The organism is Streptomyces sp. LMG1-1-1.1, assembly GCF_040815545.1.
GTDB lineage: Bacteria > Actinomycetota > Actinomycetes > Streptomycetales > Streptomycetaceae > Streptomyces.
Genome location: NZ_JBFPNH010000021.1, coordinates 356,563 through 371,943 on the forward strand (window position 1 = coordinate 356,563; position 15,381 = coordinate 371,943).

The 15,381-nt window shown below is 70.7% G+C and carries 10 protein-coding genes and 1 pseudogene; 5 read left to right on the plus strand and 6 right to left on the minus strand.

Features of this window, described 5'->3' with window-relative positions:
• The first annotated feature begins 69 nt into the window (after positions 1–69).
• Positions 70–1,695, plus strand: coding sequence for a VWA domain-containing protein (locus MRBLMG1_RS12310; protein WP_367823563.1), 1,626 nt, complete (start codon positions 70–72; stop codon positions 1,693–1,695).
• A gap of 132 nt (positions 1,696–1,827) precedes the next feature.
• Positions 1,828–3,432: a methionine--tRNA ligase gene (gene metG, locus MRBLMG1_RS12315; protein ID WP_367823565.1), complete on the plus strand. Its 1,605-nt coding sequence runs from the start codon at positions 1,828–1,830 to the stop codon at positions 3,430–3,432.
• 79 nt (positions 3,433–3,511) lie between these two features.
• Here the strand turns inward: metG and MRBLMG1_RS12320 are convergent, their stop codons facing one another.
• The 3 genes and pseudogenes from MRBLMG1_RS12320 to aspS all read right to left on the minus strand — a co-directional run bounded on the left by MRBLMG1_RS12320 (position 3,512) and on the right by aspS (position 7,198).
• Complete coding sequence (locus MRBLMG1_RS12320; RefSeq protein WP_367823567.1) at positions 3,512–3,865, minus strand: DoxX family protein; 354 nt, start codon at positions 3,863–3,865, stop codon at positions 3,512–3,514.
• A gap of 113 nt (positions 3,866–3,978) precedes the next feature.
• Positions 3,979–4,616 (minus strand): annotated as a pseudogene (locus MRBLMG1_RS12325) (MerR family transcriptional regulator).
• Positions 4,617–5,389: 773 nt separating this feature from the next.
• Entirely contained in the window at positions 5,390–7,198 is a 1,809-nt protein-coding gene (aspS, locus tag MRBLMG1_RS12335; protein ID WP_367823569.1) for an aspartate--tRNA ligase, read from the minus strand.
• A 170-nt stretch (positions 7,199–7,368) separates the two neighbouring features.
• Between aspS and MRBLMG1_RS12340 the strand changes: the two genes are divergently transcribed.
• Together MRBLMG1_RS12340 and MRBLMG1_RS12345 are read left to right on the plus strand one after the other, a co-directional pair.
• Positions 7,369–9,489 (plus strand): SpoIIE family protein phosphatase, encoded by a 2,121-nt coding sequence (locus MRBLMG1_RS12340; RefSeq protein WP_367823571.1) that lies wholly within the window; start codon positions 7,369–7,371, stop codon positions 9,487–9,489.
• 203 nt (positions 9,490–9,692) lie between these two features.
• Positions 9,693–10,505, plus strand: a complete 813-nt coding sequence (locus tag MRBLMG1_RS12345; RefSeq protein ID WP_367823573.1) for an MBL fold metallo-hydrolase — start codon at positions 9,693–9,695, stop codon at positions 10,503–10,505.
• A 15-nt stretch (positions 10,506–10,520) separates the two neighbouring features.
• Here the strand turns inward: MRBLMG1_RS12345 and MRBLMG1_RS12350 are convergent, their stop codons facing one another.
• The 3 genes from MRBLMG1_RS12350 to MRBLMG1_RS12360 form a co-directional block, all read right to left on the minus strand.
• Positions 10,521–11,591: an AI-2E family transporter gene (locus tag MRBLMG1_RS12350; RefSeq protein ID WP_367823575.1), complete on the minus strand. Its 1,071-nt coding sequence runs from the start codon at positions 11,589–11,591 to the stop codon at positions 10,521–10,523.
• Positions 11,592–11,685: 94 nt separating this feature from the next.
• The gene (locus tag MRBLMG1_RS12355) at positions 11,686–12,648 is read right to left on the minus strand and encodes a pirin family protein (protein WP_367823577.1); all 963 of its coding nucleotides are present in this window, start codon (positions 12,646–12,648) and stop codon (positions 11,686–11,688) included.
• Between the two features lie 124 nt (positions 12,649–12,772).
• On the minus strand, positions 12,773–13,276 hold the full coding sequence (locus MRBLMG1_RS12360; RefSeq protein WP_367823579.1) for an SseB family protein: 504 nt from the start codon (positions 13,274–13,276) through the stop codon (positions 12,773–12,775).
• Positions 13,277–13,420: 144 nt separating this feature from the next.
• Here MRBLMG1_RS12360 and MRBLMG1_RS12365 point away from each other — a divergent pair, with 144 nt between their 5' ends.
• Positions 13,421–15,250 carry an acyl-CoA dehydrogenase gene (locus MRBLMG1_RS12365; protein ID WP_367823581.1) on the plus strand — a complete coding sequence of 610 codons (1,830 nt, stop codon included), beginning with the start codon at positions 13,421–13,423 and terminating at the stop codon, positions 15,248–15,250.
• Positions 15,251–15,381: the final 131 nt, after the last annotated feature.

Sequence of the window (15,381 nt, forward strand, 5' to 3'; positions counted from 1 at the left end):
GATGATCGTCCCGAAACGCCCAGTACGGACATTCACACCGCACCCCATCTCATGCGAAAGGGTTCGCCCATGGGTATTCGGAGCATGCTGCGCAAGGTGTTCGGCCGGGACCGCGAGGAATCCCCGGCAACCTCCGTCCCGTCCCAGACGCGTGAGACCCCCTCCCCGTCCCCCGACACCCCCGAAGCCGCCGCCCAGCGCAAAGCCGACGAACTCGTCGCCGAGGCCTTCGACAACCCCCAGATCCCCAAGGCCCGCACCGCGGACGACACGGCGGACACGGCGGACGCGGCCCCGGTGAACACGGCGGACGCGGCCTCGGTGGACGTGGCGGACGCGGCCCCGGCGGACGCGGCTGCCGCCGACGCGGGTGACTCGGTGGATGTCGCTGCCGTCGAGGCGAGCGAGCCGGAGACGGTCGACGCCGAGGCGGTCGAGGCGCCCGAGGCGGTCGAGACGGTCGAGACGGTCGAGACGGAAGCAGTCGAGGCCGAGGTGGCCGCTGACGCCACGAGCCAGGCCGAGGCGACGGACGCGCCCGTGGCCGCGACCGACACGCCTACGGAGGCGGAGGCCGAGGCAGAGGCCGAGGCAGAGACCCAGCCCGAGGGTGCCGCCGACGCGGTGACCACGGCTGACGCCGACGCGGAGCCCGAGGGCACCACCGACGAGGCGGAGCCGGAGGCGGCTGCGGCCGACGCGGCCCCGGAGACGCCCGCCGCCGACGAGGCGGAGGAGCCGGCCGAGGCGACCGCGAGTGCGGTCGAGGAGCTGCCGGAGGCCGAGGCAGCCGGCACGACGGAGGCCGACGCGAACGCGACGGAGCCGGCGCCGGAGGCCGAGGTCGAAGCCGACGCCGAGCCCACGCCCGCGGAGGTCACCTCCGACGCCGAGCCCACCCCGGCAGAGCCGGAGGTCGAGGCCGCTCCCGAGGAGGTCACGGTCGACGTCGCTCCCGAGGACGTCACGGCCGAGGCCGAGGACGCTCCGGTGGAGCCGGAGGCCGAGGCGCAGGGTGCCGGGGGCTCGGAGGGGCCCGCGGTGGCGCTCGGGAAGGTGAAGGCCGGGGCGCCGCAGCTTGCGGAGGCGTACAAGGCGGCGGGGGCGGCCCTGAAGAAGGAGGGGCTGACGGGGGCGCGCGCGGCGGTGTACCTGGTGGTGGACCGGTCCGGGTCGATGCGCGGGTACTTCAAGGACGGCTCGGTGCAGCGGCTGGCGGAGCAGACGGTCGCGCTGGCGGCGCACCTCGACGAGGCGGCGACCGTCACGACGGTGTTCTTCTCGACGGACATCGACGGGACCGTCGACCTGGCTCCGGCCGACCTGACGCCGACCCGCGTCGAGGAGGTCAACGGCACCCTGGGCCGTCTGGGCCGGACGAACTACCACCGTGCCGTGGAGGAGGTCCTGGCCCACCACGAGAAGGCCGACCCGACGCGTCCGGCCCTGGTGGTGTTCCAGACGGACGGCGCGCCGGAGTCGAAGACGGCGGCCACCCAGGCGCTGGCCGAGGCGGCGGACCGTCCGCTGCAGTGGCGGTTCGTGGTGTGGGGCGAGGAGGACAACAAGGCCTTCGACTTCCTGCGGAAGCTCGACGGCACTCCCCGTACCGGCGTGTACTTCGCGGGCGCGACCCCGGTGGAGACGGCGCACGCCGCGTTCTACCGGGGGCTGCTCACCGGCCTGGAGTTCTGAGGCCCGCGCTTCGGGCGGTGACGGGGGTGGTGGTGACCGGCAGGGTCGCCACCACCCCCGTCGCCCGCCACGGGCCGCCCCCGGGGTTTATCGATGTGGGGGGAGCTTCGTCGGCCCGTTAGGATTTCGGCCATGGCGGCCACTGGAACCGAGAAGCAGGGGTCGAAGGCGTACTACGTCACGACCCCCATCTACTACGTCAACGACGCTCCTCACCTGGGCCACGCCTACACGACCGTCGCAGGCGACGTGCTCACGCGCTGGCACCGTCAGCGCGGCGAGAAGGTGTGGTTCCTCACCGGCACGGACGAGCACGGTCAGAAGATCATGCGCACGGCCGAGGCGAACGACGTCACGCCCCAGGCATGGTGCGACAAGCTCGTCGAGGAGGCGTGGAAGCCCCTCTGGGAGCACCTGAACATCGCGAACGACGACTTCATCCGCACGACGCAGAAGCGTCACACGGACCGCGTCCAGGAGTTCGTGCAGGACCTGTTCGACAAGGACGAGATCTACAAGGGCGGCTACGAAGGCCCGTACTGCGTGGGCTGTGAGGAGTACAAGCTCCCCGGGGACCTCATCGAGGCGGAGGACGGCACCAAGCTGTGCCCGATCCACAAGAAGCCGGTGGAGATCCTCAAGGAGGAGAACTACTTCTTCAAGCTGAGCGAGTACGGCCCGAAGCTGCTGGAGTTCTACGAGGCGAACCCGGGCTTCATCCAGCCGGAGTCGGCCCGCAACGAGGTCGTGAACTTCGTCAAGCAGGGCCTGCAGGACCTCTCCATCTCGCGCTCGACGTTCGACTGGGGCATCCCGATCCCGTGGGACGACAAGCACGTCATCTACGTGTGGGTCGACGCGCTCCTGAACTACGCCACGGCCGTCGGCTACAACGAGAACCCGGCGAAGTTCGAGGAGACGTTCCCGGCGAACGTGCACCTGGTCGGCAAGGACATCCTGCGGTTCCACGCGGTGATCTGGCCGGCGATGCTGATGGCGCAGGGCCTGCCGGTCCCCGGCCGGGTCGCGGCCAACGGCTGGCTGATGGTCGGCGGCGAGAAGATGTCGAAGTCGAACCTGACCGGCATCAAGCCGCAGGACCTGACCTCGCACTTCGGCGTGGACGCGTACCGCTGGTACTTCCTGCGCGCCATCGCCTTCGGCAGCGACGGCTCGTTCTCGTGGGAGGACTTCTCCGCCCGCTACACCTCCGAGCTGGCCAACGACTACGGCAACCTCGCCTCCCGCGTGGCCGCCATGGTCGGCAAGTACTTCGGCGGCGAGCTGGCGGCCTCGACGGCCGACGGCGACGCGGAGAAGGCGGTCCACGAGGGCCTGGCCAAGGCCGTCGCGACCGCCGACGCCAAGATCGGCGAGGAGCTGGACTTCCAGGCCGGCATCCTGGCGATCTTCGACTTCGTGAAGCAGGTCAACGGCTACATCACGGAGCAGGAGCCGTGGAAGGTCGCGAAGGACGAGTCGGAGGAAGGCCGGGCCCGCCTGGCGACCATCCTCTACACGGCCGCCGAGTCCCTCCGCGCCGTCGCCGTCCTCCTCAACCCGATCATGCCCGAGACCTCGCAGGCCCTCTGGGACTCCCTGGGCGCCGAGGCCTCCCTGGGCGCCCTGGCCGCGCAGCCGGTCCAGGACGCCGCCACGTGGGGCAAGCTCCCCGCCGGCGCCACGGTCACGAAGGGCGCGGTCCTCTTCCCGCGCCTTGAGGAGAAGAAGGACTGAGCCCGCTCGTCCGTACACGGCGAAGGCCGCCGTCCCCCTTCCGCAGGGGGGCGGCGGCCTTCGCCGTACGTGCCCGCCGTCACCAGGTCAGAGCGAGGGCCGCGGCGGCGGGGGCCATGTAGATCAGCGGGAAGGCCGCGTGGCCGTAGGCGCGGGCGCGGAGCACGGTGATCACGGCCCCGGTGAAGTAGAGGACCAGCCCGATCGCGGCCAGAGTGCCGATCACCGGCACCCAGAACCCGACGACGAGCCCCACGGCGCCGGCGGCCTTGGCGGCGCCGAGCAGGTTCCACCACGACCGGGGCACCCCGTACTCGGCGAGCGGCTCGACGACGAACTTCGCCTTGAAGAAGATCGACGCCCCCGAGAACCCGGCCATGAACGCGGCGACGGCGGTGACGACTACAGCGGTGGTGGACATCTCGGCGAACATCGCGACGGCTCCTTCAGCCTCTCCGTGTCCGCCTCGACCGAGCCGGACACCCCACTGACGGAGCGGGGCCGAGAAGTGTGACCACCCGCGCGAAAATTCGGACCGGTGCTCCTTCAGGCGATGAGCAGGCGGAGGCCGAGGTCTGCCGTGTCGAGGTGGGCGAGGTCGCTGTTGCGCTCGGCCCACCGGCCGGAGTCGAGGTCGTCGCGGAGGCTTCGCACCGCCCGCTGCTCGGCGTCCGGCCCTACCCTCGTCCACACCGACATCGCACGGCGGACGTGTTCCTCCAGATACGCCCCCGGTCTGCGCCAGTACGCCTCGAACAGGCCGTCAGTGCAGTCCCACGGGATGGGCACCGGCTCAGTGCGGGCACCGATCGCGTCGGCCATCCCCGCAAGTGAGGGAAATTCCGCGAGGACGGTGGCGAACTCGGGCAGGTAGTCGCGGGTGAGCCAGAACCGGTCCTGCCATCCGGGCTCGTCGGCGTCGAACGTCAGCACCACCACGCGGCGGGCCACGCGCCGCATCTCGCGCAGCCCCGCTATCGGGTCCCCCCAGTGAGTTCCGCGACCTCCCGCAGACCGAAGCCCAGCCGCCGGTAGGCCGGCACTTCCCGCAGCCGCTCGACGTCGCCCGCCGCGTAGGCCCGGTAGCCACCCGCGGTCCGCGCCGACGGACGCACGAGCCCGATCTCGTCGTAGTGATGCAGCGTGCGGACGCTCACGCCGGCCAGGTCGGCCACGCGTCCCACGGTCCAGTGATCTTCCACGGCCCCGACTATGCGGCCTGACGTCACGTGAGGGTCAAGAGCCGCACCGGTGGGATGTGAGGCTCGGGCCCGCACCGCAGAAGAGCGTGCGGGCCGAGTTCGACGTCACCGGCCCACCGGGGTCCAAGCCGCTGGTCACCGGTGCCGTGGTCGGTCTCCATGAGTAACCCGAGAGAGAAAGAAACCCCACCAAGCCCCACCCTTTCCCTCCCGGAAGCGGGCTCTCACTCACACGAGTGAAGAACGCCAACTCGGCTGGCTAAGTGGTGGGTTGTTTGATCTACGCTCTGCCCAACAGAGCCGAACGCAGACATGCGTCGGCCCTCGCCGGGACGGCCATCCCAGTGCGAGGGCCTGACCACTGAGGAAGAAGCACCTTCCCGAATGGATACCCAAAACCCTAGCGCCCAGGCGCCCGCCACGTCCCGCGACGAGGCCAAGAACCACCCTTCCCGGGCGACTTCGACCGGAGTGGTGCACGAGAACACGCCTCACTCCACTCACTTCACGGTCGTCGGCAACCACCTCGCCCAGCACGAGGCGCTCTCGCTCACCGCGATCGGACTCGCGACCCACATCCAGTCGCTGCCGGCCGGATCCCCCGTGGACATCCGATCGCTCGCCCGCCGCCGGCGGCGGTGTGGCCGGTGGTGCGGGCGGCGCCTCGGCGGACGACGTGTAGCCATCGCGGCACGCACATCGAAAGGGCCCGGAATCCGTGGGGATTCCGGGCCCTTTCGGGAGTGCGGGGCCGACTAGCGGGCGGCGTCCGGGTGGACGGCGTCCGTGATGTCGGTGGTCTTCTTCTCGACGGGCTTGCGGAGCTGGATGTTGAGCTCGCGGAGGCGGGACTCGTCGAGCTCGGTGGGGGCGCCCATGAGGAGGTCCTGGCCGTTGCCGTTGAGCGGGAAGGCGATGATCTCGCGGATGTTGGGCTCGTCGGCGAGGAGCATGACGATGCGGTCGACGCCGGGGGCGATGCCGCCGTGCGGCGGGGCGCCGTACTCGAAGGCGCGGAGCATGCCGGCGAACTCGTGCTCGACCGTCTCGCGGGAGTAGCCGGCGATCTCGAAGGCCTTGAACATGATCTCGGGCTCGTGGTTCCGGATGGCGCCGGAGGAGAGCTCGATGCCGTTGCAGACGATGTCGTACTGCCAGCCGAGGACGTCCAGCGGGTCCTGGGTCTCCAGGGCCTGGAGGCCGCCCTGGGGCATGGAGAACGGGTTGTGCGAGAAGTCGATCTTGCCGGTCTCCTCGTCCCGCTCGTACATCGGGAAGTCGACGATCCACGCGAAGCGGAAGACGTTCTCCTCGAACTGGCCGGCGCGCTTGGCGGCCTCGACCCGGACCGGGCCCATGATCTTGGAGACCTCGTCGAACTCGCCGGCGCCGAAGAAGATCGCGTGGCCGGGAGCCAGACCGAGGCGCTCGGTCAGGACCTTGACGTTCTCCTCGGTGAGGAACTTGGCGATGGGGCCGGTGAGGGCGTTCTCCTCGCCGACGCGGACCCAGGCGAGGCCCTTGGCGCCGAGGGAGACGGCGAAGTCGCCGAGCTGGTCGAAGAACTTGCGGGGCTGGTCGCCCGTGTTCGGGACGGCGAGCGCGCGGACGTGCTTGCCGGCGAAGGCCTTGAACTCCGACGCCTCGAAGACGTCGGAGATGTCGACGAGTTCGAGGGCGGTGCGCAGGTCCGGCTTGTCGTTGCCGTACTTGAGCATCGACTCGCGGAACGGGATCCGCGGGAAGGGGGAGGTGACGTGGCGGCCGCCGCCGAACTCCTCGAAGAGCTCGGTCATGAGCTTCTCGATGGGCTGGAAGACGTCCTCCTGCTCGACGAACGACATCTCGACGTCGAGCTGGTAGAACTCGCCCGGCGAGCGGTCGGCGCGGGCGTCCTCGTCGCGGAAGCAGGGCGCGATCTGGAAGTACCGGTCGAAGCCGGAGATCATGAGCAGCTGCTTGAACTGCTGCGGCGCCTGCGGGAGCGCGTAGAACTTGCCCGGGTTGAGGCGGGAGGGGACGACGAAGTCGCGGGCGCCCTCGGGGGAGGTCGCGGCGAGGATCGGGGTCGCCATCTCGTTGAAGCCGAGGGCCACCATCTTGGAGCGGATGGAGGCGATGACGGCGGAGCGCAGCATGATGTTGCGGTGCATGCGCTCGCGGCGCAGGTCGAGGAAGCGGTACTCCAGGCGCCGCTCCTCGTTGACACCGTCGTCGGTGTTGATGGTGAAGGGGATCTGCTTGGCGGCGCCCAGGACCTCGACCTCGGCGGCCTCGATCTCGATCTCGCCGGTCGACAGCTCGGGGTTGACGTTGTCGGCGCTGCGGGAGACGACCTTGCCGTCCACCCGGACGACGGTCTCCTTGGTGAGCTTGTCGAGGACCTCGGCGGCGGCGGTACCGGGGCGGGCGACGAGCTGCGTGATGCCGTAGTGGTCGCGCAGATCGATGAAGAGGATGCCGCCCAGGTCGCGCCGATTGTGCAGCCAGCCGCTCAGCCGGACGTCGGTGCCGACGTCAGAGGCGCGGAGCTCGCCGCAGGTGTGGGACCTGTACCGATGCATCGTCGTTCATCCAGTCTTCGGGATCTCGGTGGAGGGCGGCCGCCCTGTGGCCCCTGTCACGGATGTCACAGGACACGAGGGCAGACCCACCCAGAGTACCGGCCGGGCCAAGATCGGATTTCGAATACTCTCGGTGGCGACCTGGTGTCCGATATTCATAAAGTGGGGCAATGCGCACCGAGGACGTCCTGGCCGCGATCGCGACGGGCCTGTGGCGCTGGGACAACGCGTCCGGGATCGTCTCGCTCGACGGTGAGGCCGCCCGGCTGCTCGGGCTGCCCGCGGAGCCGGTGCGGTTGACCGAGGCGGCGGTGCGGTCGCGTTTTCATCCGGTCGACTGGAACGAGATCGACGGGGTGGTGAACCTCGCGGTCGCGGAGGGCACGCTCGCCGAGGCGCGGCTGCGGATCATGGACGAGCACGGGCGGGTGATCCGTACCGTACGGAGCAGGTCGAAGCCGCTGATCGAGGGGAACGACTACCAGCTGGTCGGCACGATCCAGGAGGTCGCCGAGCAGCTGCCGGGCACGGCCGCGCGGACGCCCATCACGGGTGACTGGCGCCGTTCGCGGGAGGCGTTCCTGCTGGACGCGGGGCGGGCGCTGGCCGAGGCGCGGTCGACGGCCGAGGTGCTGCGGGTGGCGGCGTCGCTGTCGATGCCGGGGTTCTCGCCGGACGGGCTCGCGGTGTTCGGCGTGGCGGGCGACCGGCTGACGGTGATCGGGCACCACGGGCACAGCGAGGGCGACGAGGGTCCGTTCACGTCGATGTCGCTGGGCACGGACTATCCGGCGGCGGAGGTCGTGCGGACGGGGCGGGCGATCTATCTGCCGTCGCCGGACGAGTACCTGCGCCGCTTCCCGATGACGTGGCCGCTGGCGCAGCGCTTCGGGCGGCGTTCCTGGGCGTTCGTGCCGCTGGTGGTGGCGGGGCGGACGATGGGCGCCTGGATGGCGGCCTTCAAGCATCCGGTGGCGTTCACGCCGGACGAGCGGTCGGTGCTGACGACGGTGGCGCGGATGCTGGCGCAGGCGCTCGCACGCGCGGGCGTGGCGGAGTCGGAGCGGGAGCTGTCGCTGGGCCTCCAGCGGACGATGATGCCGGTGCTGGGGCCGGGGATCCCGGGCATCCGGGTGGCGGCCCGGTACGTGCCGACGGGCGGCGGGCTCCAGGTCGGCGGTGACTGGTACGACATGATCCGGCTGCCCGGCGGCACCTCCCGTACGGGCGGGCGGGGCGCGGGTCGGATCGCCCTCGTCATCGGCGACGTGCAGGGGCACGACGTGCGGGCGGCGGGCCTGATGGGGCAGCTGCGGATCGCGCTGCGGGCGTACGCGTCCGAGGGGCACCGGCCGGACGCGGTCCTGTCGCGCGCCTCGCGCTTCCTGTACGGGATCACGGACGGGGACGACGCGGAGGCGAACGGGGGTCCGCGGTTCGCGACCTGTCTCTACCTGGAGGTCGACCTGGAGACGGGGACGGTCGACATCGCGCGGGCGGGGCATCCGGATCCGGCGGTACGGATGAACGACGGAACGGTTCTGCTGAGGCCGACGGCCGGCGGCCTGCCCCTCGGCATCGACCCCGACACCGACTACCCGACGACCCGGCTCACCCTGGACCCCGGCGAGACCCTGATGATCTGCACCGACGGTCTCCTGGAGACCGGCGGCCACGACCTGGACACCGGCTGGGAGCGGGTCAGGGCGCTCCTGGAGAGCCACGACGGCCAGGACCTGGAACACCTCGCCGACACGCTCGTGGAGGCCGTCCACGGGCCCGGCTCGCACCACACGACGGGCCCGCTCGCCGACCGCCGCGAGGACGACATCGCCGTCCTGCTGCTGTCCCGCCGGCCCGCGGGCCCGGTGGTGGAGGCCCCGCGCCGCACCCTGATGACGATCGCGCAGGCGGAGCCGGAGCGGATCGCCGAGGCGCGCCAGCAGGTGCGGCAGCTGCTGCACGACTGGGCGGACGAGGACCAGCTCGACTCGGCGGTCCTGATGGTCTCCGAGATGGTCACCAACGTCCTCGTCCACACGGACGGCGACGCCCTCCTGGTCGCCGAGGTCGCCTGCGCCGAGAAGTCCCGCCGGCTGCGGGTCGAGGTCTCCGACACCAGCGACGAGCTGCCGCACAAGCGCCACCCGGGCGAGATGGCGTCCAGCGGCCGCGGCCTGGTGCTCATGGAGATGCTGGCGCACGCGTGGGGCGTCGACCCGCGCGGCGACGGCAAGGCGATCTGGTTCGAGCTGAACGAACCCCCGTCGGAGAACGGCTGCTGCGGCTGAACGGCTGACGCGGCCGAACGGCTGACGCGGCCTGGAGTCCCTGGTGCCGTCCGGGAGGTGTCCGGGGGGCGTCCTGGTCGGCCGTACGGCCGCCGTCCTGGAGCCGTCCGGGAGGCGTCCTGGTCGGCCGTATGGCGCGCGTCCCCCTCGTGTGCGGCGCAGACTGGATGGGTACGGCCGCCGGGGGGACCACGGAGCTTGCCATGGACACCCACAAGGTCGGCAGTGACACCACGGTGATCGCCGACAGTCTCGCAGTGCCGGGCATCGGGCACATACCGGCCAACGCGTACGTGCTCAAGGCCGCCGAGCCGGTCGTCGTGGACACCGGACTCTCGCTGGAGGACCGCGACTTCGTCGCGGCGCTCGGCGGGGTGATGGAGCCGGAGGACGTGCGCTGGATCTGGCTGACGCATCCCGACCGGGACCACACGGGCGGGATCTTCGACCTGCTCGACGCGGCGCCGCGGGCGCGCGTGGTCACGACGTTCCTGGGGGTCGGGATCATGTCGACCGAGCGGCCGCTGCCGATGGACCGGGTGTACTTCCTCAATCCGGGGCAGTCGCTCGACGTCGGCGACCGGACGCTGCACGCCTTCCGGCCGCCGCTGTTCGACAACCCGTCGACGGTCGGCTTCTACGACGACCGGACGCGGATCTGCTTCAGCTCGGACTGCTTCGGCGGGCCGATGCCGAGCGCGGAGATCGCCGAGAGCGGGCATGCGATCGACCTGAAGCCGGAGGACCTGCGGCGGGCGCAGCTGCTGTGGGCGACGATCGACAGCCCGTGGGTGCACGTGGTGGACGCGGAGAAGTACCGGGCGACGATCGCGCCGCTGCGGGAGATGAATCCGGAGATCGTGCTGTGCACGCATCTGCCGCCGGCCGTGCGGATGACGGACCGGATGCTGGAGACGATCGCGGCGGCGCCGGACGCCGACCCGTTCGTGGGCCCGGACCAGGCGGCCCTTGAGCAGCTCCTGGCCTCGTTCGAGCCGGGCGGCCTCCCGGCCTGATCGGCGGTACGCCCGTCAGGAGGTCTTGTCCGCGGGGTCGGGCGGAGCCCCGTACCGCGTCCGGAGTGCGCCGAGGATGCCGGTCGCCGCGGCGGTCAGGGGGACGGCGAGGAGCATGCCGAGGACGCCGGCGACGGACGCGCCCGCGGTGATCGCGAGCATGACGACGGCGGGGTGCATCTGCACGGTCCGGCTCTGGACGAACGGCTGGAGGACGTTGCCCTCGATGACCTGGACGGCGAGGACGATGCCGAGCACCCACAGCGCGATGACGAAGCCCCGGTCGGCGAGGGCGACGAGGACGGCGACGGCGCCGGAGAGGAAGGCCCCGAGGTACGGGATGTAGGCGGTGACGAAGACGAGCGCGGCGAGTCCGACGGCGCCGGGGACGTCGAGGACGACGAGGCCGACGCCGATGAGGACGGCGTCGACGAGGGCGACGAGGGTGGTGCCGCGCATGAAGCCCTCGACGGCCTCGAAGGCGCGGCGGGCCATGGACTCGACGAGGTCGCCGGTGTCGCGGGGGACGAGGGAGCGCAGGGCGCCGGCGACCCGGTCGGAGTCCTTCAGGAAGAAGAAGATGAGGAGCAGGGCGAGGACGGCGGTGGCGAGCGTCTGGCCGACGACGCTGAGGCCGCTGATGACCCCGGAGGCGGCGGTGCCGCCGAACCTCTCCAGGAGGGTCCTGGCGTTCTTGGCGAGGTCGTCGAGGGAGGTGCCGGCCGCGCCGAGGTGCTTGGCGATGTCGGTGGCGGCCTGCCGCAGCGAGGCGATGATCTCGTCGCCGGTCTCGATGAGGGCGACGACGACGATGTAGGTGGCGCCGCCGACGACCGTCAGGACGGCGACGACGGTGAGCGCGGCGGCGAGGCCCTTGCGGACCTTCATCTTCAGGAGGCGCCGGTAGAGCGGTCCGAGCAGGGCCGTGCCGAGGATGGCGAGCAGGACGGGGGTGACGGCCGTCTTGAAGACGATGCAGAGCCAGATGCCGAGGGCGGCGACGCCGGCGCCGAGCAGCAGGACGACACACCAGGCGGCGAAGCGACGGGCGGGTTCGGGGAGGAGCGGCGCTCTGGTCGTCTGCACCCGTCCACCGGACCACGCCCGTCGGCGTGTCGTCGCGCGCTGACGGCCGTACGGGTGACACCCCGTCAGCGGCCGTCGGCGCGGTGCGCGGGCCTTACTCGCCCATGCCGTGGACCGCCGGGATGGTGCCGAGGCGGCCGGCCTGGAAGTCCTCGAAGGCCTGGCGGAGTTCGTCCTGGGTGTTCATGACGAACGGGCCGTAGTGGGCCATGGGTTCGCGGATGGGCTGCCCGCCGAGGAGGACGACCTCCAGGTCGGGGGTGTGCCCGTCCTGCTTCTCGTCGGCGCGGACGGTGAGGACGCCGCCCTTGCCGAAGACGGCGGTCTGGCCCATGTGGACGGGCCGCCGGTCGGCGCCGACGGTGCCGCGGCCGGCGAGGACGTACGCGAGGCCGTTGAAGTCCTCGCGCCAGGGCAGGTTGATCTCGGCGCCGGGGCGGAGGGTGGCGTGGATCATCGTGATGGGGGTGTGGGTGATGCCGGGGCCCTCGTGGCCGTCGAGCCCGCCGGCGATGACGCGGAGCAGCGCGCCGCCGTCGGGGGAGGTGAGGAGCTGGACCTGGCGGCCGCGGATGTCCTGGTAGCGGGGGGCCATCATCTTGTCGGCGGCGGGGAGGTTGACCCAGAGCTGGAGGCCGTGGAAGAGGCCGCCGCTGACGACGAGGGACTCCGGCGGGGCCTCGATGTGGAGGAGGCCCTGGCCGGCGGTCATCCACTGGGTGTCGCCGTTGGTGATGGTGCCGCCGCCGCCGTTGGAGTCCTGGTGGTCGAAGGTGCCGTCGATGATGTAGGTGACGGTCTCGAAGCCGCGGTGGGGGTGCCAGGGCGTGCCCTTGGGCTCGCCGGGGGCGTACTCCACCTCGCCCATCTGGTCCATCATGATGAAGGGGTCGAGGTACTGGTAGTTGATCCCGGCGAACGCGCGGCGGACCGGGAAGCCCTCTCCCTCGAACCCCTGGGGGGCCGTGGTGACGGCGAGCACGGGGCGGGAGACGGCGTCGGCCGGGGCGGCGACGCGCGGCAGGGTGAGCGGGTTCTCGACAGTCACAGCGGGCATGACCGGACCTCCTAGGTGCGACCTTGTACGTCCACTTTAGTTGAACAATGAACTTCCTGCCACCCGGAACGCGGAACGCCCGGGAGGAATTCCTCCCGGGCGCCCTCGCAGGTTCCAGCGTCGGTCAGCCGTACATCCGCCGCATCGCGAAGTCGACCATCTGCTCCACGGCCTTCGCGTCGAAGACCATGCGGTGGTCGCCCTCCATGTCGAGGACGAAGCCGTAGCCGGTCGGCAGCAGGTCGATCACCTCCGCGCCGGTGATCACGAAGTACTTCGACTCCTTGCCCGCGTACCGCCGCAGCTCCTTGAGCGAGGTGAACATCGGGATGACCGGCTGCTGGGTGTTGTGCAGGGCCAGGAAGCCGGGGTTGTCGCCGCGCGGGCAGTAGACCTTCGACGTCGCGAAGATCTGCTGGAAGTCCTCCGGAGCGAGCGTGCCGGTGGTGAACGCCCGTACGGCGTCCGCGAGCGAGGGCGGCGACGGCTCCGGATAGAGCGGCGCCTGCTGCTGCCCGTACACACCCCCCGGCATGCCGGCCTGCATGCCCCCCTGCGGCGCGTACTGCCCCTGCTGCGGCGGCGCGTACTGCTGCTGGGCACCCGGATTCTGCTCGTAGCCGTACATGGGCCACGAGCCTACTGCGTCACAGATGACCGGATAGGGGTTGCTCTTATTACCGGTGGGTAGCATCATCGGAGAGAGCGTGTTTGCTACTCGCTGGTACGTGTACGAGGAACCTGCCTCCCCGAGCCTTACGGAGCCGTCGCCATGGGGCACTACAAGTCGAATCTCCGCGACATCGAGTTCAACCTCTTCGAGGTGCTCGGCCGCGACAAGGTGTACGGCACCGGGCCGTTCGAGGAGATGGACGTCGAGACCGCGAAGAGCATCCTCGACGAGATCCGCCGTCTCGCCGAGAACGAGCTCGCGGAGTCCTTCACGGACGCCGACCGCAACCCGCCGGTCTTCGACCCGGAGACGAACACCGCCCCCGTACCGGCCTCGTTCAAGAAGTCCTACAAGGCCTTCATGGACTCGGAGTACTGGCGCCTCGGCATCCCCGAGGGCATCGGCGGCACCGTCTCCCCGCGCTCCCTCGTCTGGGCCTACGCGGAGCTGCTGCTCGGCTCGAACCCGGCCATCTGGATGTACTCCTCCGGCCCGGCGTTCGCCGGCGTCCTCTACAACGAGGGCAACGAGGCGCAGAAGAAGATCGCCCAGATCGCGGTCGAGAAGCGCTGGGGCTCCACCATGGTCCTCACCGAGCCCGACGCCGGCTCGGACGTCGGCGCCGGCCGCACCAAGGCCGTGCAGCAGGAGGACGGCTCCTGGCACATCGAGGGCGTGAAGCGCTTCATCACGTCCGGCGAGCACGACATGGAGGAGAACATCCTCCACTACGTCCTCGCCCGCCCCGAGGGTGCCGGCCCCGGCACCAAGGGCCTCTCCCTCTTCCTCGTCCCGAAGTACGAGTTCGACTGGGAGACCGGCGAGCTCGGCGCCCGCAACGGCGTCTACGCCACCAACGTCGAGCACAAGATGGGCCTCAAGGCCTCCAACACGTGCGAGATGACCTTCGGCGACCAGCACCCCGCCAAGGGCTGGCTCGTCGGCGACAAGCACGAGGGCATCCGCCAGATGTTCCTCATCATCGAGTTCGCCCGCATGATGGTCGGCACGAAGGCGATCTCCACCCTCTCCACGGGCTACCTCAACGCCCTGGAGTACGCCAAGGAGCGCGTCCAGGGCACCGACCTGGCGAACTTCATGGACAAGGCCGCCCCCAAGGTCACCATCACGCACCACCCCGACGTCCGCCGCTCACTGATGACGCAGAAGGCGTACGCCGAGGGCATGCGCTCCCTCGTCCTCTACACGGCCTCCGTGCAGGACGAGATCGCGATCAAGGAAGCGGCCGGCGAGGACGCCAAGGCGCTGCACGGCCTGAACGACCTGCTGCTCCCGATCGTCAAGGGCTACGGCTCCGAGAAGGGCTACGAGCAGCTCGCGCAGTCGCTCCAGACCTTCGGCGGCTCCGGCTTCCTGCAGGAGTACCCGATCGAGCAGTACATCCGGGACGCCAAGATCGACACCCTCTACGAGGGCACCACCGCCATCCAGGGCCAGGACTTCTTCTTCCGGAAGATCGTCCGCGACCAGGGCGCCTCCCTGAACGCGCTGTCCGAGGAGATCAAGAAGTTCCTCGCGGTCGGCACCGGCGGCGAGGAGCTGGCCGGCGCCCGCGACGCGCTCGCCAAGGCGGCCGTCGACCTGGAGGCCATCGTCGGCACGATGATCACCGACCTCACCGCCACCGGCGAGGACGTGAAGAACATCTACAAGGTCGGCCTGAACACCACCCGCCTGCTGCTCGCCTCCGGCGACGTCGTCGTCGGCTACCTGCTCCTCAAGGGCGCGGCCGTCGCCGCCGAGAAGCTGGCCGCCGGCGCCACGGGCAAGGACGTCCCCTTCTACCAGGGCAAGATCGCGGCCGCGAAGTTCTTCGCCGCCAACGTCCTGCCGGGCGTCGGCGCCGAGCGCGCGCTCGCCGAGGCCGTCGACGGCTCGGTGATGGACCTGGACGAGGCCGCGTTCTGACCGACGCCTCTCGTCCTTCCGGTACGGCCCGTCCCCGGGGAGGGGGGCGGGCCGTACCCCCTTTCCCGGCGGGGGCACGGCTCCCCCGGGGCCGTTCCTTTTCCGGGGCCCCGTCCCCGTATTCCGGGCCG

What these genes read in the sequence shown, in the direction of transcription:
- aspS (WP_367823569.1), bottom strand. Translation starts at nt 7,198, where the DNA reads ATGCATCGGTACAGGTCCCACACCTGCGGCGAGCTCCGCGCCTCTGAC.
- MRBLMG1_RS12320 (WP_367823567.1), bottom strand. Translation starts at nt 3,865, where the DNA reads ATGTTCGCCGAGATGTCCACCACCGCTGTAGTCGTCACCGCCGTCGCC.
- metG (WP_367823565.1), top strand. Translation starts at nt 1,828, where the DNA reads ATGGCGGCCACTGGAACCGAGAAGCAGGGGTCGAAGGCGTACTACGTC.
- MRBLMG1_RS12345 (WP_367823573.1), top strand. Translation starts at nt 9,693, where the DNA reads ATGGACACCCACAAGGTCGGCAGTGACACCACGGTGATCGCCGACAGT.
- MRBLMG1_RS12360 (WP_367823579.1), bottom strand. Translation starts at nt 13,276, where the DNA reads ATGTACGGCTACGAGCAGAATCCGGGTGCCCAGCAGCAGTACGCGCCG.
- MRBLMG1_RS12340 (WP_367823571.1), top strand. Translation starts at nt 7,369, where the DNA reads ATGCGCACCGAGGACGTCCTGGCCGCGATCGCGACGGGCCTGTGGCGC.
- MRBLMG1_RS12310 (WP_367823563.1), top strand. Translation starts at nt 70, where the DNA reads ATGGGTATTCGGAGCATGCTGCGCAAGGTGTTCGGCCGGGACCGCGAG.
- MRBLMG1_RS12355 (WP_367823577.1), bottom strand. Translation starts at nt 12,648, where the DNA reads ATGCCCGCTGTGACTGTCGAGAACCCGCTCACCCTGCCGCGCGTCGCC.
- MRBLMG1_RS12365 (WP_367823581.1), top strand. Translation starts at nt 13,421, where the DNA reads ATGGGGCACTACAAGTCGAATCTCCGCGACATCGAGTTCAACCTCTTC.